The organism is Rhodococcus sp. 14-1411-2a (assembly GCF_002259485.1).
Classification (GTDB): Bacteria; Actinomycetota; Actinomycetes; order Mycobacteriales; family Mycobacteriaceae; genus Rhodococcoides.
Map to the genome: position 1 here is coordinate 199,367 of NZ_NPGA01000018.1, position 13,881 is coordinate 213,247.

Annotated in this window: 16 protein-coding genes and 1 riboswitch; of the genes, 8 read left to right on the plus strand and 8 right to left on the minus strand. The window is 62.3% G+C overall.

From position 1 onward, the window contains the following. Window positions 1–39 precede the first annotated feature (39 nt). Window positions 40–1,203 (plus strand): acyl-CoA dehydrogenase family protein, encoded by a 1,164-nt coding sequence (locus CH291_RS18235; protein WP_094688265.1) that lies wholly within the window; start codon window positions 40–42, stop codon window positions 1,201–1,203. Further along, window positions 1,200–2,030, plus strand: coding sequence for an HpcH/HpaI aldolase/citrate lyase family protein (locus tag CH291_RS18240; RefSeq protein WP_094688266.1), 831 nt, complete (start codon window positions 1,200–1,202; stop codon window positions 2,028–2,030). Before CH291_RS18235 ends, CH291_RS18240 begins: the two co-directional genes overlap by 4 nt. Before the next feature lie 65 nt (window positions 2,031–2,095). Here the strand turns inward: CH291_RS18240 and CH291_RS18245 are convergent, their stop codons facing one another. Next, the gene (locus CH291_RS18245; RefSeq protein WP_256980895.1) at window positions 2,096–2,788 is read right to left on the minus strand and encodes an SDR family oxidoreductase; all 693 of its coding nucleotides are present in this window, start codon (window positions 2,786–2,788) and stop codon (window positions 2,096–2,098) included. Window positions 2,789–2,878: 90 nt separating this feature from the next. Between CH291_RS18245 and CH291_RS18250 the strand changes: the two genes are divergently transcribed. Beyond that, entirely contained in the window at window positions 2,879–3,712 is an 834-nt protein-coding gene (locus tag CH291_RS18250; protein ID WP_094688268.1) for a LysR family transcriptional regulator, read from the plus strand. Window positions 3,713–3,769: 57 nt separating this feature from the next. Here CH291_RS18250 and CH291_RS18255 read toward each other — a convergent pair whose 3' ends face one another. Both CH291_RS18255 and CH291_RS18260 read right to left on the minus strand, forming a co-directional pair. Next, a complete protein-coding gene (locus tag CH291_RS18255) occupies window positions 3,770–4,147 on the minus strand; it encodes a DUF6941 family protein (protein WP_068047104.1) in 378 nt (125 codons plus the stop codon). After that, the gene (locus CH291_RS18260) at window positions 4,144–4,965 is read right to left on the minus strand and encodes a hypothetical protein (protein WP_143545947.1); all 822 of its coding nucleotides are present in this window, start codon (window positions 4,963–4,965) and stop codon (window positions 4,144–4,146) included. The genes CH291_RS18255 and CH291_RS18260 overlap by 4 nt, the downstream gene beginning before the upstream one ends. A gap of 274 nt (window positions 4,966–5,239) precedes the next feature. Beyond that, window positions 5,240–5,358: riboswitch (SAM riboswitch) on the plus strand. A 28-nt stretch (window positions 5,359–5,386) separates the two neighbouring features. On the opposite strand from CH291_RS18260, the gene CH291_RS18265 reads away from it, so the two are divergent. The 3 genes from CH291_RS18265 (at window position 5,387) to CH291_RS18275 (ending at window position 7,264) form a co-directional block, all read left to right on the plus strand. Beyond that, window positions 5,387–5,815, plus strand: coding sequence for a mandelate racemase/muconate lactonizing protein (locus CH291_RS18265; RefSeq protein WP_094688270.1), 429 nt, complete (start codon window positions 5,387–5,389; stop codon window positions 5,813–5,815). 148 nt (window positions 5,816–5,963) lie between these two features. Further along, window positions 5,964–6,299, plus strand: a complete 336-nt coding sequence (locus tag CH291_RS27445; RefSeq protein ID WP_373455145.1) for a DUF6188 family protein — start codon at window positions 5,964–5,966, stop codon at window positions 6,297–6,299. Beyond that, window positions 6,290–7,264 carry a hypothetical protein gene (locus tag CH291_RS18275; protein WP_143545948.1) on the plus strand — a complete coding sequence of 325 codons (975 nt, stop codon included), beginning with the start codon at window positions 6,290–6,292 and terminating at the stop codon, window positions 7,262–7,264. Before CH291_RS27445 ends, CH291_RS18275 begins: the two co-directional genes overlap by 10 nt. A 164-nt stretch (window positions 7,265–7,428) precedes the next feature. Here CH291_RS18275 and CH291_RS18280 read toward each other — a convergent pair whose 3' ends face one another. Then, window positions 7,429–7,689, minus strand: a complete 261-nt coding sequence (locus tag CH291_RS18280) for a helix-turn-helix domain-containing protein (protein ID WP_082898556.1) — start codon at window positions 7,687–7,689, stop codon at window positions 7,429–7,431. A gap of 208 nt (window positions 7,690–7,897) precedes the next feature. Here CH291_RS18280 and CH291_RS18285 point away from each other — a divergent pair, with 208 nt between their 5' ends. Both CH291_RS18285 and CH291_RS18290 read left to right on the plus strand, forming a co-directional pair. Beyond that, window positions 7,898–8,467: a hypothetical protein gene (locus CH291_RS18285; RefSeq protein ID WP_256980896.1), complete on the plus strand. Its 570-nt coding sequence runs from the start codon at window positions 7,898–7,900 to the stop codon at window positions 8,465–8,467. Window positions 8,468–8,557: 90 nt separating this feature from the next. Continuing rightward, the gene (locus CH291_RS18290; RefSeq protein ID WP_094688273.1) at window positions 8,558–10,303 is read left to right on the plus strand and encodes a TerD family protein; all 1,746 of its coding nucleotides are present in this window, start codon (window positions 8,558–8,560) and stop codon (window positions 10,301–10,303) included. A gap of 195 nt (window positions 10,304–10,498) precedes the next feature. On the opposite strand, the gene CH291_RS18295 is transcribed toward CH291_RS18290, so the two are convergent. The 4 genes from CH291_RS18295 to CH291_RS18310 all read right to left on the minus strand — a co-directional run bounded on the left by CH291_RS18295 (window position 10,499) and on the right by CH291_RS18310 (window position 13,881). Next, a complete protein-coding gene (locus CH291_RS18295; RefSeq protein WP_256980897.1) occupies window positions 10,499–11,083 on the minus strand; it encodes a zeta toxin family protein in 585 nt (194 codons plus the stop codon). A 24-nt stretch (window positions 11,084–11,107) separates the two neighbouring features. After that, window positions 11,108–11,461, minus strand: coding sequence for a TA system antitoxin ParD family protein (locus CH291_RS18300; protein ID WP_094688274.1), 354 nt, complete (start codon window positions 11,459–11,461; stop codon window positions 11,108–11,110). Window positions 11,462–11,606: 145 nt separating this feature from the next. Then, complete coding sequence (locus tag CH291_RS18305) at window positions 11,607–12,935, minus strand: aspartate aminotransferase family protein (RefSeq protein ID WP_256980898.1); 1,329 nt, start codon at window positions 12,933–12,935, stop codon at window positions 11,607–11,609. A gap of 1 nt (window position 12,936) precedes the next feature. Next, on the minus strand, window positions 12,937–13,881 hold the full coding sequence (locus CH291_RS18310) for a choline/ethanolamine kinase family protein (protein ID WP_094688340.1): 945 nt from the start codon (window positions 13,879–13,881) through the stop codon (window positions 12,937–12,939).

Below are 13,881 nucleotides of genomic sequence, written 5' to 3' on the forward strand. Positions count from 1 at the left end.
CACTTCGATCGACGACACCCCAATCGACAGGACATCATCATGGATTTCACGTACGACGAACAGCAGATGGCATTCCGGAAAGCGTTGCGCACCTTCGTCGACAAGGAAATCATCCCCGTCGCCAACGAGTGGGAGAAGACGGGTCGATACCCCACCGAGATCGTCGAACACATGAAGGCCATGGGCCTGTTCGGGATCACGACGCCCGAAGAGTACGGCGGCCTCGACCTCGACAAGGTCTCGTTCACCCTCGTCTACGAAGAACTCGCCCGGGGATGGATGGGCGTTGCCGGAATTCTCGGCAGCCACAACCTCTCGTGCTGGATGATCGGCAAGCACGGTACCGAGGAGCAGAAGAAGACACTGCTGCCCAAGCTTGCGTCCGGTGAATGGCGCACGGGAGTCGGCCTGACCGAGCCCGGTGCCGGAACCGACCTGCAGGGCATCAAGACCACCGCCAAGCGCGACGGCGACCACTACGTCGTCAACGGTGCGAAGACATGGATCACCAACGCCCGACACGCGAATGTGCTTCCGGTACTGGTCAAGACCGACAGCACGACGACGCCGGCACACAAGGGCATGTCGCTGCTGTTGATCGACACCACGACCGACGGGTTCGAGGTCCAGCGCGACATGGGCAAGCTCGGCTACAAGGGCACCGAGTCGTGTGAGATCACGTTCACCGATGTGCGCGTTCCCGTCGACGCGCTGCTCGGTGGTGTCGAGGGCCGTGGTCTGCAGCAGGCGCTGTCGGGTCTCGAGATCGGTCGTCTCAACATCGCCGGACGCAGCGTCGGCATTGCGCAGGCTGCCTACGACGCTGCACTTGAATACGCGAAGCAGCGCACCGCATTCGGTCAGCCCATCGCCGAGTTCCAGGCCATTCAGCTCAAGATCGCCGACATCGCGACCCAGCTGCAGGCAGCGCGCTTGATGACGTACTGGGCTGCATCGCAGGCAGATTCGGGTAAGCGCGTAGACATGGAAGCAGGCATGGCGAAGTACTTCGCCTCCGAGGCCGCCATCACCGCCAGCCTCGAAGCCATGCGCATTCACGGTGGCTACGGCTACTCCACCGAATTCGTCGTCGAGCGCCTCTACCGTGACGCCCCGCTGATGGCCATCGGTGAGGGCACCAACGACATCATGCGCACCGTCATCGCCAAGTCCCTCGTCGCGGGTACGGGGGTCATCGGATGAGGTCGGCTCTGACGTACCTCTACGTTCCCGGGGACGTGCCGGAGCGCTTCGACAAGGCACTGGCATCGGGCACCGACGCAGTGGTGCTGGATCTGGAGGACGCCGTCACCGCGGCGAACAAGGACCACGCGCGTGCGACGGTGGCTGCGTGGGTTGCGGCCTGCGAACCGGGTGACGTGCAGATCTGGGTACGGGTCAATCCAGGGGCGTTGCAGGAGAATGACATTCGCGCGGTAATGCACCCGAACTTGACGGGTATCTGGTTGCCGAAGGTGTCGTCTGCTCGCGAGGTGGAGCTGGCCGATGCTCTACTGAGTGGCAGTAGCGCGGTGGTGTCGCCCCTCATCGAGACGGCCGCCGGAGTGTTCGCCGCTCTCGAGATCGCCCGTGCGCCTCGGGTCAAGTTTCTCCAGATCGGTGAGGTGGATCTCGCCGCCGATCTGGGCGTCGACGGTTCTGCGGAGTCGCTGTCGTTCGTGCGCGCTCAGGTGGTCGCAGCAAGCGTGGCGGCGGGTATCGATCCACCGCCTGCAGCGGTGTCGCGAAACTTCCGAGATGCCGATGCGTTCGAGGCTGATACGCGCACTCTGGCCGGTCTCGGTTTTGTCGGCCGCGCGTGTATTCATCCGGCTCAACTCGCGCCTGTCCGAACGGTATTCGTGCCGTCGGAGACGGAGGTCCGCGAGGCTGAGGAACTGTTGGCCGACTTGGAGCGTGCCGAGTCCGGTGTGGCGGTCGACAGCAAGGGATTCCTGATCGACGAGGCGGTGGCCCGAACCGCTCGACGAACGGTGGAACGTGCCGCGCGGGAGTCGATCAGCACCTGACGTCAGCCGAGTCCGGCAGCGCCGAGTCGGCCACTCGATGCCTGGCCTCGGACAATCGGCCGTGTTCACCAGGCCACGGATCCGGCGTCGTCGAAGAATCCGCCTCGCGGGCCATCGTCGGGCAGGGTGGCGAGCTTCAGAGCGATGCGCGCACCCTCCTCCGGCGTGCGTGTGGATGCAAATCCGGTGAAATCCGTTGCCACATAGCCCGGGCAGCATGCATTCACGATCACCGCAGTGTCCGCGAGCTGCCGTGCGTACTGCACGGTCATCGCGTTCACCATGGTCTTGGAAGGAGCATATGCCGCCATGATCGGGCCGGTCTGTAGCGCGAGCGAGCCCATGTTGCTCGAGACATTGACAATGCGTGGCGAGGCAGACCGAAGAAGCGCCGGGAGTAGTGCGTTCGTCACTCTGATGACCCCGAATACGTTGGTATCGAGGGTAGTCCGCAGTACGTCGATATCGAGCGTCGTCGGATTCTGCTGTTCGCCGCCGGAAATGCCTGCATTGTTCACCAGTATGTCGAGGTCATGGATCGAGTCGGCCGCAGCGGCAACGCTGTGATCCGACGTGACATCGAGGGGGACTCCGAACGCGTCGATGCCCGCAGCACGAAGCTTGTCGACCGCGTCCTGTCGTCGTCCATCGTTGCGGGCCCCGACTCCCACTCTGATTCCCTGCAGTCCGAGTCCGTGCGCGATGGCAAAGCCGATCCCTTTGTTGGCGCCGGTGACCAGCGCGGTCTTCGTTGTCATGCAGTCCATGGTCGGCGTCTGGCGCAGGTGCGTCCAATACCGATCGACCAACCAGTGATACTCAACGGGTATCACAACTAGGCTGTCGGCGTGGATGATCTCGAAACGCGCGAACTCCGGTATTTCGTTGCCGTGGCCGAGGAACTGCACTTCGGACGCGCCGCGCAGCGCTTGGGGATCGCCCAGCCACCACTCTCGCGGGCGATCAGCAGGATGGAGCGCCGACTCGGCGTCACCCTCCTGGATAGGAATCGTCGCGGAGTCGCTCTCACTGCTGCCGGTACCGTGCTCCTGAGGGATGCCATAACGGCGCTCGACGCCATCGCTGCGGCAGTGCAGCGAGCGCGAAGCGCTGGGAACGTCATCAAATTGGTGACCAAAGCCGGTGCGTCGCACGAGCTTTTACGACGCGTGCTCGACGCGCACCCCGCGAAGGTGGACATCGTGTTGTGTGAAGTCGGTGAGCAGGCCGAATATCTCCGCCGCGGTGACGCCGACGTGGCGTTGATGCATCGCCCTGTCGATGACCTGGTCGGGTTCGACTTCGAGGACCTCCTCACCGAGGGGCAGGTCGCGATCGTTCCGCGTGATCACCCCTTGGCCTCCAAAAGTGAAGTGGCCATGGATGATATCCGCGATGTGCCGGACCTACCGATGGCCCGATGGCCGCAGCTCGACGGGACCTATTCGGAGGGGCCCGGGCCTGAGGTGCGCGCTCAATCGCAGATTGCCCAACTGGTCGCGCTGGGTCAGGCGCTGCTGGTGATCCCAGCGTCGAGTCGCGCGTGGCAGTGGCCCGACCACGTGGCCGTTCCTGTGGCCGATGCGCCGATGATTACGACGGTTATCGCGTGGCCGGCCGGAGTCCGATCGCCGGCGGTATCGGCCTTGGTCACGTCGGCTGTCGGTGCATCTTTCCAATGACGAACTGAACCCGTCGGCGGTGCCGAATCGCCAACCGCCGTCGTACTGAGCGAGGCCTCAGCCGAAGGCAATGCGAAGCCCGACGCTCGCTGTGGCCCCGCCGGCGCTGAGGATGAAGTTGTGCCGTCCTTCGTCGCGGAACACCATCTGCATCGGCAGGAACCAGAATCGGTTCTCGCCGGTGAAGCCGGCACCGGGAATTTGCAGCCCCCGCTGATTCACGATGTGTTCGCCGTTCGCGTCGAGCACTTCGAGAGTCGCGGGAAAGTCCTTACCGATGTCATCGGGTCCCGTCTGCAACAGTGCGACCAGCCGGCATTCGAGCATGCGGGTGTCGCGAGGAACCGTGCAGGTATCCCAGACGCCGCCGAGGATGTCGAGCATGTCGTTGGAGGCTCGCGCGTACTCGGCGAAGAACAATCCGGTGATGATCATCGGTTGAGGTCACCCGTTTCGTAGTATCGAAGTGACTTCATGGCGTCCAGGACGGTCGGGCGCAACGGTGCCGGCACCTCGTATGTCCCGTCGCAGACCAGCCACCCGTCGGCGATGAATTGGTCCAGTAGGCCGCGGAGCATCAACGCAATGATGTGTTCGTACAGATCTCCGGAGTGGGCCGACCAGACTTCCGGGAGCTGCGTCCGTGGAATGCTCGTCATCGCGGCGAGAACTATCTGTCCGGCAACGACATCGGGGGCTTGCGACTGGCGCCGCGGGTCCTCGCTGAGGAAGTACCGGCGGATGACGTGCGAGAGAGCCGTCCGGTGAGCGGACAGCGAGCCGGGAAGTGAGTGGGCGAACTCGTCGGCCCAGGGACCACGTATCGCCGTGGTGGATGTCAACTCGATCAATCCGGCCGCCGTTGCCGCATCCCACAATGTCATCAAGTTGCGGATGTCGCGCATGGATCGTGAATTCCGCGCACGCGCGTCCAGATCCACCCCGACGGCCTCCGCCAGCTCGCTGACCGACCCGGGCCGGGGAACACCCGTGCCGGTGATCGGTCGTGACGGACCGAGCCAGTCGAGGAGCGAACGAAGCTGCGCTATCGGCTTCGATGCGGACAGCGCTGCGAACTCGTCTTCGGCGGTCGGTGGTGTGAGCTCGATATCGTGGGGCGTCAGTCCTTCGGCCGGGGACTCGACTGCCGGCTCGATGTCGTCGACGAATTCCGTGTCGGTGGTACGGGATCCCCGGCGACCGAACAGTGGAATCACGCGAGCGAGGTTGCTGTCTGTTCGGTCGGAGGGCACGAACACAGCATAGGAAAAATGTGGGCCCGACGACGGAACGAGCCGAACCGCAGGTCGTCCTCTGGACACGTTTATGCTGGTCGCGATCGACGGCAACGATGAATACGACGAGCTTGATACCGCAGCCCTCGACGTCCTCCGGAAGCTCGGCCTGAGACCTGCACCGGAGCGGTCATGACAATCCAGTGCGCGACCTCGGTGCACGGGGTGCGTGCAGTGGCTGCCGCTTTCGGCCGATGGTGCGTGTCGTACCTCTCGGCTATTGTCGGGAGAGGTTCAAGAGTGACAGCCGTAGGTACCTGGCCGGCTGTCCGGCAACCCCGTCTCCATCGACAGGGTGCCCCAGGGGAAGAACCGGCGCGTCCCACAATCGCAGGCGCGCAAGTCGATGGAGGGTTGCACCTCCAGGATGAGGTGAACAATGTCCGGTAGTGGCGAACTCGAAGCAGCACAGGCGAAGTGGGAACCCATTCCGCCCGAACGCCGTCGTGCCTGGTGCCAGACGCTCCTGAGTTACCCGCCGATCTGGTACGGCGTGTTTCCGATGCTCGAGGCCCGGAGGCTGGTACTCCAAGGTGGGTACGCCAACGCCGAAGCTTGGATCGAACTCGCGAAACGTGCTGAAGCAGTGGGATTTACGCCTCGGACGTGGCTGATCTTTCGGCAGAGTCTCGAACCCGCGTACCTGAAGGATCGGTTCCCGTCCCATCCCGAGAACATGCCCAAGCGGCGTGGGAACGGCGGTGTCGAGACGGTGGTGGTCGATCCCGAGGACTTCTCCGAATGGCCATGGCTGTTCGAGGCGGGTTATCGCGCGGGAGAGGCGACCTTGCAGGCGCTCTCTCGCTGAAGCCGTCCTTTAGGCCCTCGACGGGGTCGGCTTGTCAGTGGAACCGCGGAGATCGCTGCTGCGTCTGACAGTCAGGAGCGGCTAAGACTGTCGGCCGATTCCGGGAGGGTGGACACGCGTGGAGCTTCCTCTCGTACGGCACACGATTGTGTCTTTGGAGTTCGGGTTCTCCCTCGCGTTGCATACAGATCGTAATTGCGAAATTCGCATCGAGTCGAATTTTCGAGTCACTGAGCCCGGGGTTAAGAGGTTTCGCGGTGTGCCGCACACGCTGCTACCCGAAGACAGCACTGTCCAGCGTCTTATCGGCAGACTGGTCGCGTACGCGTATGCATCCGATGATGGCGGCTTGCTAATGGAGTTCGCCGACCGTGCAAGCCTGGTAGTTCCCTCAAACCCTGATTTCGAAGGGTGGACCGTTGCAGCGCCCGAGGGCTTCAAAGCAGTCAGTGTGGCGGGCGGCGGGCTCACGGTGTGGGACTGAAACAACTATCTGGCGACTGCTACCGGACCAGAGAACAGCCCGAGACTACGGAACCGGCGCGACCCCTGCTGCGTCTGATGCTGTGGGGCCGCGTCTGCAACGCCATTGGTGATGGTGCTGTGCAGTTGCCGGCAAGGGGTCGGCAATCGGCAAACTGGCGACAGGGGCGTGGGATGCGATTTTCTGATGTGCGGGCCAGTGAAGTGCGGCGCTGGGTGGCATCGCCGGGGTCGATGATCGCTCGAAGCGTGATCTTCGGGGTTGCGGCGCTGATTGCTCTGTACTTGTGCGTGGTGAGTGTCGTGGAGGGAATGATCGCCTCTGCTCTGTCGACTCTCGGATTTGGTGTGTTTTGCTTCAGCGCAGCGGCTTTCGCGTGGACCAACGTGTCGTCGATCACGACAGGCTCTGACGTCCGTCGATGGGTGCAGGGCTCGACTGTGCGCTACAACCCCCTGGGCTTGAGTTTGCTCGTCGTGATACTCAGCTCTCTGTCGATCTGCGTGATCGCGATGGGTTTCACCTCGGGTGGGGTGGGATGGGTGCTTGCGGCGATGGGATTGTCCATGGCCTCGCTCCTTATTCCAATCCTGTTGCGCAGTATTCGCAACGGCTACCTCGAGCTCTCGGACGACGGTATTCGCCACCGCGGCTGGGCATTCGACATCCAGGTACCGTGGGTGGACGTAAGAGACACCGCTGTGGTCGTGGAGTCGTACCCGTTGGTTCTGGTGAGGGTCGACGAAATGGCGAAGATGAACCGGTGCTTCACAACCTTGCTCTGGAGAATCGAAATTATGCCGAAAGGTAAGTACATCGAACTCGACTGCAGACGCTTCGATGTCCACCCGGTGGCGCTGGAACAGTGGATTCGCTTCTACATCGACAACCCGAAGGTTCGAGTCGAACTCGGAACCGATGCAGCAGCAGAGAGACTGACGGGCGTGGGTGAACAGCGCGCATGACCGAACTATCCGGGGCCACAAGCGAGTTCCGGTACGCAAGACCCTGAAATCGTTGCGTACGAGACGATCGGAACCCTTTACCGAGAACCGATTCGGGTTCCATGGCTGGCTCTACGGCCACGCGGGGTTGCAGTCCGCCTGGCCGGTCGGGCATTGAGGCTTGGTCAACGCGAATCCAGAGGTGGCACAGGCGTTCCGGATCGAGTCCGCAAAGTAAGGTCACAGCCCAGCGCATTCGCGATGGCGATCGCACCATCGAGTTGGATCGAGTCTTTGCCGCCTTCGAGAGCTTGGATCGTCGACCGACCCACGTCGGCGAGCAATGCCAACTCTGCTTGAGTGAGGCGTAACTGAAGCCGACGTGCGACGAAGGCGGCCGCCACCTCACTCGGATATCTCCGACTTCGTCGTCGCGGATGGGCCATATTCGCTCCTTATGCTTGCGACTACATGCATAGGCGACAATACGCCCCTCTTTTATAGGACTGAGCCCTGTTATGCCTGTGAACGAAGGCATAACGGCATATCCGAATGTCGAATCGCCCGTGTCGGTGGTCAGTTCATTGCGATACTGAATCGACATTGCCTGTACCGGGGACGGGTCCATGCAGTCTCGACCAGCTCGGAGTTGGCATGTCCACGAGAACCTTCATTGCAATCACCGCAGTGGCGCTGGTCTGCGTCGGCTGCTCGAGCAGCCCCAACGAGACACTGAGCGAAGCTGTTCCTGTGACGAGCAGTTCGAGCGTTACGGTGTCGGCGTCGCCCACCTCCAACGTGGACGTGACGGCGGCACCTGAGCCGCCGCCTGTTCCTCAGCCCCAACCCATCACCTACGAGTGCGGTGACTTGGATCTGTATCAGTCAGGCACCGCCCTGTACTCGGACGGCACGACAGGGTACGAAGCCGAGTGCGATACATATGTCCCGCCGGCACCGCCTGAACTGAGATATTGCGATTACGGCGGCACCGCGGTCTTCACCGATGGGTCGTACGTGGTGAACGACCCGAGATGCGTGGCGACAGCGCCGGTACCCGATGCAGGGTATCCGTACAACGAATCCGAGGATCGAAACGGCGATGGCGTCGTGAATGGCTACGAGCGGTGCGGAGTGTTGTGCGGAGAAGAACCGACCAGCGGGGATATCCAAACTCAGTACGGCTGCGAGCAGGGCTACATCACTGGTCCACAGTGCGAATAGATCGACCCGTGTTCGGCATTCGCCGTATTGCCGGTGACCCGTGAGGCATAGTGACCACCACTGTCCGTTGGCGTCGAAAGTGGAACCTCCGTGGGGAATGCAGTCAAGACCGGACGCGACGAGTGGGTCGTCGTCGATGTCGAGACCTCGGGTCTGAAGGCATCCCGTGATCGGGTGCTCAGCGTGGCCGCTATGACGGTCGACGAGGACGGACGCGTCGGACGCGAACTGTCGACACTGGTCAACCCCGGCTGCGATCCCGGCCCGGTGCACATCCACAAACTGACGCCCGAACGGCTTGCCGGTGCACCGACGTTCGACATGATCGCCCCGCAGCTCATGGATCTGCTCGACGGTCGAACCTTGGTCGCGCACGACGCAAGTTTCGACCACGGCTTCCTGAAGCTCGAATCGATGCGTGCGGGCATCGACATGCCGACGAAGCAACGGTTGTGCACCGTGGCATTGTCGAGGCGACTACAACTCGACACTCCCAACCACAAGCTATCCACCTTGGCCGCGCACTGGAAAGTGCTGCAGTCCAATGCGCACGACGCCTACGACGATGCCCGCGTGCTGGCGCAGGTTTTCACTCACAGTGCTCGGCTGGCCAGGTCGCTCGAACTTCCCCTTCCCGTCGTCACGTGCACCGAGCGCCTGACGCTGTATCCGGACACCGTGCCTCGAACGCATTGCACGTGGGAGAACCCCGGTCCTCTTGCTGGGGACGGCGGTCTGATTCAAGGCATGCGAGTCGTGATCAGCGGCGACACGCGCATTCCGCGGTTGCGTCTGGCCGCTCAGGTCACCGAAGCTGGCTTGGACGTGATGAACTCCGTCAGCCGATTCACCAGTGTGGTGGTGTGCTCGGATCCCACGACCGAAAGCAGAAAGGTCGAGCGAGCTCGGGCTCATGGACTTCGGATAATCTCGGAGTCCGAACTGCTCGACCTGCTACGGGATGTGCAACCAGGAACGCCCAAAGTCACTCGGCCGCAGGTCCAGCCGAAGCCACCCGTGCAGCAGCCCGATCCAGTCGCCAAGCCCTGGCAGACGAGAAGGGTCTTGGTCATGGGTGGTTCGCATGCCGATTCTGTGCTGATGCGTTCCCGCCTGATTCAACTCGGTGCGACACCGGCTGTGAATCTCAGCGCTGGCGTGACCGACATCCTGGTTCTGGACGGCGGCGATGGAGATCCCCGGATGCCGAAAGTGAAAGAACGGGATCTCACGTTGCTGACACCGGCGGCGATTGACCGTGAGCTCAAAATCGAGGTGCCTGCTCCGCTTCCGGCGCGGCGGTCCCGAATCGCCCCGCTGGTGCCACGTGGTGGTGTTGTCGATCTGGATCCAAGCTTCACCATGCTGACTTTGAACAGTTCGTGGCGGGCCGACGAGTCCGATCAGGTCGGTGTCGACGTCGTCGCCTTCCTGGTCAACGACGACGAGTTGGTCTCCAGTGACGAGGATTTCGTGTTCTACAACGCTCCGGCCACCTCGGACGGTGCCGTCTCGATGTCGATCGACGGTGACAGTGAGCAGGGTGTCCGGATCGATCTGGCACTCGTTCCCGAGGAATGCGCGCGCATCGTCATCGCCGCAGCCATAGACGGCGACAAGACGTTCGGTGATGTCGGCGCGGTCTCGGTATCGCTCGATGGGCTCGATTCGACGGTCGCCACAGCCGTGCTCGACGCAGCCACGACCGAACAGTCGATGCTGTTGGCCGAGATCTACCGGCGAGGGAGTGGATGGCGCTTTCGACCCATCGGCCAAGGTTATGACGACGGATTGGCTGAACTGGCCGTCAGATACGGCGTCGAAGTCGACGAGTAGCCAATAACAGGATCCTGTCAAGCATGTCGCAGCGTGCCCGAGACGGCGCAACGCGGCGTCAGCTCGAACGCGTTGCCGAAAGGACACTGACCTCGTTGGGTCCGGTGCAGTCGACCGCAGGCTGATATGCCAACCGTCTCCCGATCGTTCCTATTCAGGCGAGATGTGCAGAATGCGATCAACGGGACAGGGCGGTTACGAACGCAGGGCCGGTGGCATCCAACTGGGCCATTCGGCCTGTCCTACGAGGTGACCGCGATCGAACCGAGCAATCGTGCGGAATGGGCGTCGCGCTGATGAATTGTCGTACACCTGAGCGCGATCCACCATCTCGACCGCAGAGCGAAGGAGAGGCCACAACCGGTCGTACCGTTCGCGAATTTTCGCCTCCGGGACCGAATGACCGCCTTGATCGACACGGTTCTGTACTCGGGCCACAGCCGTTTCGACGGGAATTGCGATGACGTGCAGCGTCACCAAATAGCCTGCACTGACGGCAGACTGGACCAGTTCGACCTTGGACTCGTGCGAGAAAACGGTCTCGGTGACGAACGACGATCGTGCCGAGAGGAATTTCGCACGCAGCTCGGCAGCAACTTTCGACGCATCGTAAGCGTGCGCAGCCTCGTCGCCGGGCCATCGATCGTGTGCGATTTCGTCGGCATTGATGAACGGAAGATGCGTGACGGGTGACAGTACGCGCGCGTTGAAGGTGCTCTTGCCGGCACCATTGGGCCCAGCGAGAAGATGAAGTACCGGGTCCGAGATCGGTGTTGTCACGATGGGCTGTCTCGGGAGCGTGCTCTATCGATGGTTGCTCCACTCGACGTTGCCGTGCTCGTCGGACTCGACGTACGAGCGACCTTCTGCAGTGAATTCACTCTCGAAGTCGAGCGACTCCGTCGCCGATTCGATCTGTTCTGTCCACTCCGCGCGAACGACGGCCTGCCTGTGCGGCGTCAGGTCGTCATAGCGCGCCTTACCTGCGAGAACGTCGGCAATGTCGCGTGCGGAGACTGTATGTGAAAGCTCCATCTCTCGGCCGATCAGCGCCCAGTGGGCAATCTGTTGGGCGGCACTTCGGCTTGCAGCAGATCCGGCCGCTTTTGCCGCATCGTAGAGGTCGTCGTCGATACGTAGAGACGAGGTGGTGCCCATGATGATTTCCTATCGCCGCAGCAGTACCGCCAGTGTAGCAATCTGCCACAACGCTCTGCTGGGTCTCGCAAGCAACGAGGTCCGACGAGTCCCCGTCACGCGCCGTCCAGCGCACCGAGCAGCCCGGTGAAGGTAGCTCCACCCGTCAGGCCACGACTGTTGCGAACTGTTCGAGGAAGTAGTCGACGTCCGCCGTCTCGATGGTCAACGGTGGTCTGATCTTCAGGGTGTTTCCGTACAGGCCGGTGGCCGAGATCAAGACCCCGCGTTTCTTCATCGCGTTGACCACGCGTAGTGCCTCGGCCGGATCCGGTCGACCTGCAGTGCCGATGAATTCGACTCCGACGAACAATCCCGCACCCCGGACGTCCCCGATGGAATCGACGCGATCGGCGACCGTGCTCAGGCCTGCAAGCATGCGCTCACCCATCGCGGCCGAATTGGCCACCAAGTCCTCGTCTCGGATCACGTCCAGCACCGCTTGCGCCGCAGCGATGGTCACCGGATTGCCACCGAAGGTGTTGAAATAGCGCAGGTCTCGTCCGAACTGTTCCGCCAACGAGCTCTGCATCACCAGTCCGGCGATGGGCATGCCGTTGCCCATCGGTTTGCCCATCGTGACGATGTCGGGCAGCAACCCGTGCCGCTCGAAGCCCCACATCGATGCGCCCAGCCGGCCGAATCCCGGCTGCACCTCGTCGGCGATCAACATCCCACCCGCAGCATTAACGACATCTGCCGCGGGCTTCAGGAAGGGTGTGGGCTCCGGCAAGATCCCGTCGGAGGCGAAGATGGAGTCGATTAGCAAAGCCGCGATACCGATCCCGGACGAGGCCAGGTCGTCGATCTGCGCCTGCACCTGCTGGGCGAACCACGTTCCCAGATCGCCCTCGACCCGGTACGCATCCGGTGCCGGAACTGTCCGCAACCACGGAGCGTCGCGAACGGACGCCGGACCCATCGACGGCGAACAAGCAGCCACATCCACAGTCCCACCGTGATAGGCACTTTCGGTGACGATGATGCCCTGGCGGCCGGCCGCGTGCCGTGCGATCCGGAGAGCGAGGTCGTTGGCCTCGGAACCGGTGCACGTGAACATCGCGGTGTCCAACCGGTCGGGGAAGGTGCCGACCAGATCCTCGGCGTAGCCGATCACCGCCTCGTGCAGATACCGGGTGTGCGTGTTGATCAACGACATCTGCCGGGTGACGGCCTCGACCACCCGAGGATGGCAATGCCCCACGCTGGCAACGTTGTTGTACATGTCGAGGTATCGCGTGCCATCGGGGTCGAAGACATACACACCCTCGCCTCGTACCAACTCGAGCGGAGTCTCGTACATCAGGTGATAGGCAGGCCCGAGTACCCGCCTTCGGCGCTCGACCAGATCGAGCGTGCGGGTGCTGAGCCCCACGGCCGAGGATGCATCGAAACCGTTGACGCTCAGGGCCCCGACGCGATCGAGTGTGGTCACCTCACAACCCCTGCAGCCAGAATGCCCAACGTGGATCCGCCATTTTCATCCGCGCTCGGGCAAGCTTCCAGGTTCCGTACTTGTGGTAGTCGAAATCCCATGCGGTGCTGAGCTTGTGGTTCATGCAGCCCCACAGCCCCCATTTGACGTCGGCGAGTGCGCTGCACACCTGTACGCGAGAGATCATCGACCACTCGGCTTTGCCGTAGAACTCTTCGATCAGCTCCATGGTCTGTTGCTCGCCGTAAAACATCTCGGTGATCATGACGGCCAGCTCGTAGGCGCGGTCGTTGTTCGACGCGAACTCGTAGTCCACCAATTTCATCGGCAGGCCGTCTCCGATGAGGATGTTGCCCGGCATCGGGTCGTTGTGACACGCAACCAGATCCAAGCCGGACGCCATCATCGCGTTCTTCGCCTGCCCGTACTCCGCGAGAATCACCTCGGCGTCGCGCGGCAATCGCACGCCGAGTTCGGCTACCTGATCGAGGTGTTCGTCGATCATGTCGAAAATCGTCTTCGTGATGCTGAGCTTGCTTCCCGAATGTAGTACGCGATACAGATCGATCATGCCCAGGGGAATCTCGGGGCGCTTGAGGTCCCCGTTGGTACACGCCCGATAGCCTTCGAGGAACTCGATCACCTCCACGCCGGTCACCGGGTCGAACAGCACCACCTCGGGTCCGATATCCAAAGCACCTGCGCGACGGGCAGCTTCGTTGGCCAGCGACCGATCGATGAACGAATCCGTTCCGGCACCGGGAAGTTTCATGAAGTAGCGCTTCGGTTTTCCCTCGACGGTGATGCGCCAATTGCTGTTCATCAACCCTCCGGGTACCGGGGTATAGGTGATGTTCAGTCCCTCCCACTCCGCAACGGCAGCCAGGGCTTTCTCCACCTGCCGCTCGGGTTCGGTGCGGGCAGATCCCAGTGCGATCTCGTTCAT

Excerpts from the sequence above, each read along its gene's own strand:
- CH291_RS18265 (WP_094688270.1), top strand. The coding sequence starts at position 5,387 with ATGTCCGGTAGTGGCGAACTCGAAGCAGCACAGGCGAAGTGGGAACCC.
- CH291_RS18245 (WP_256980895.1), bottom strand. The coding sequence starts at position 2,788 with ATGACAACGAAGACCGCGCTGGTCACCGGCGCCAACAAAGGGATCGGC.
- CH291_RS18240 (WP_094688266.1), top strand. The coding sequence starts at position 1,200 with ATGAGGTCGGCTCTGACGTACCTCTACGTTCCCGGGGACGTGCCGGAG.
- CH291_RS18310 (WP_094688340.1), bottom strand. The coding sequence starts at position 13,881 with ATGAACGAGATCGCACTGGGATCTGCCCGCACCGAACCCGAGCGGCAG.
- CH291_RS18280 (WP_082898556.1), bottom strand. The coding sequence starts at position 7,689 with ATGGCCCATCCGCGACGACGAAGTCGGAGATATCCGAGTGAGGTGGCG.
- CH291_RS18285 (WP_256980896.1), top strand. The coding sequence starts at position 7,898 with ATGTCCACGAGAACCTTCATTGCAATCACCGCAGTGGCGCTGGTCTGC.
- CH291_RS18255 (WP_068047104.1), bottom strand. The coding sequence starts at position 4,147 with ATGATCATCACCGGATTGTTCTTCGCCGAGTACGCGCGAGCCTCCAAC.
- CH291_RS18300 (WP_094688274.1), bottom strand. The coding sequence starts at position 11,461 with ATGGGCACCACCTCGTCTCTACGTATCGACGACGACCTCTACGATGCG.
- CH291_RS18235 (WP_094688265.1), top strand. The coding sequence starts at position 40 with ATGGATTTCACGTACGACGAACAGCAGATGGCATTCCGGAAAGCGTTG.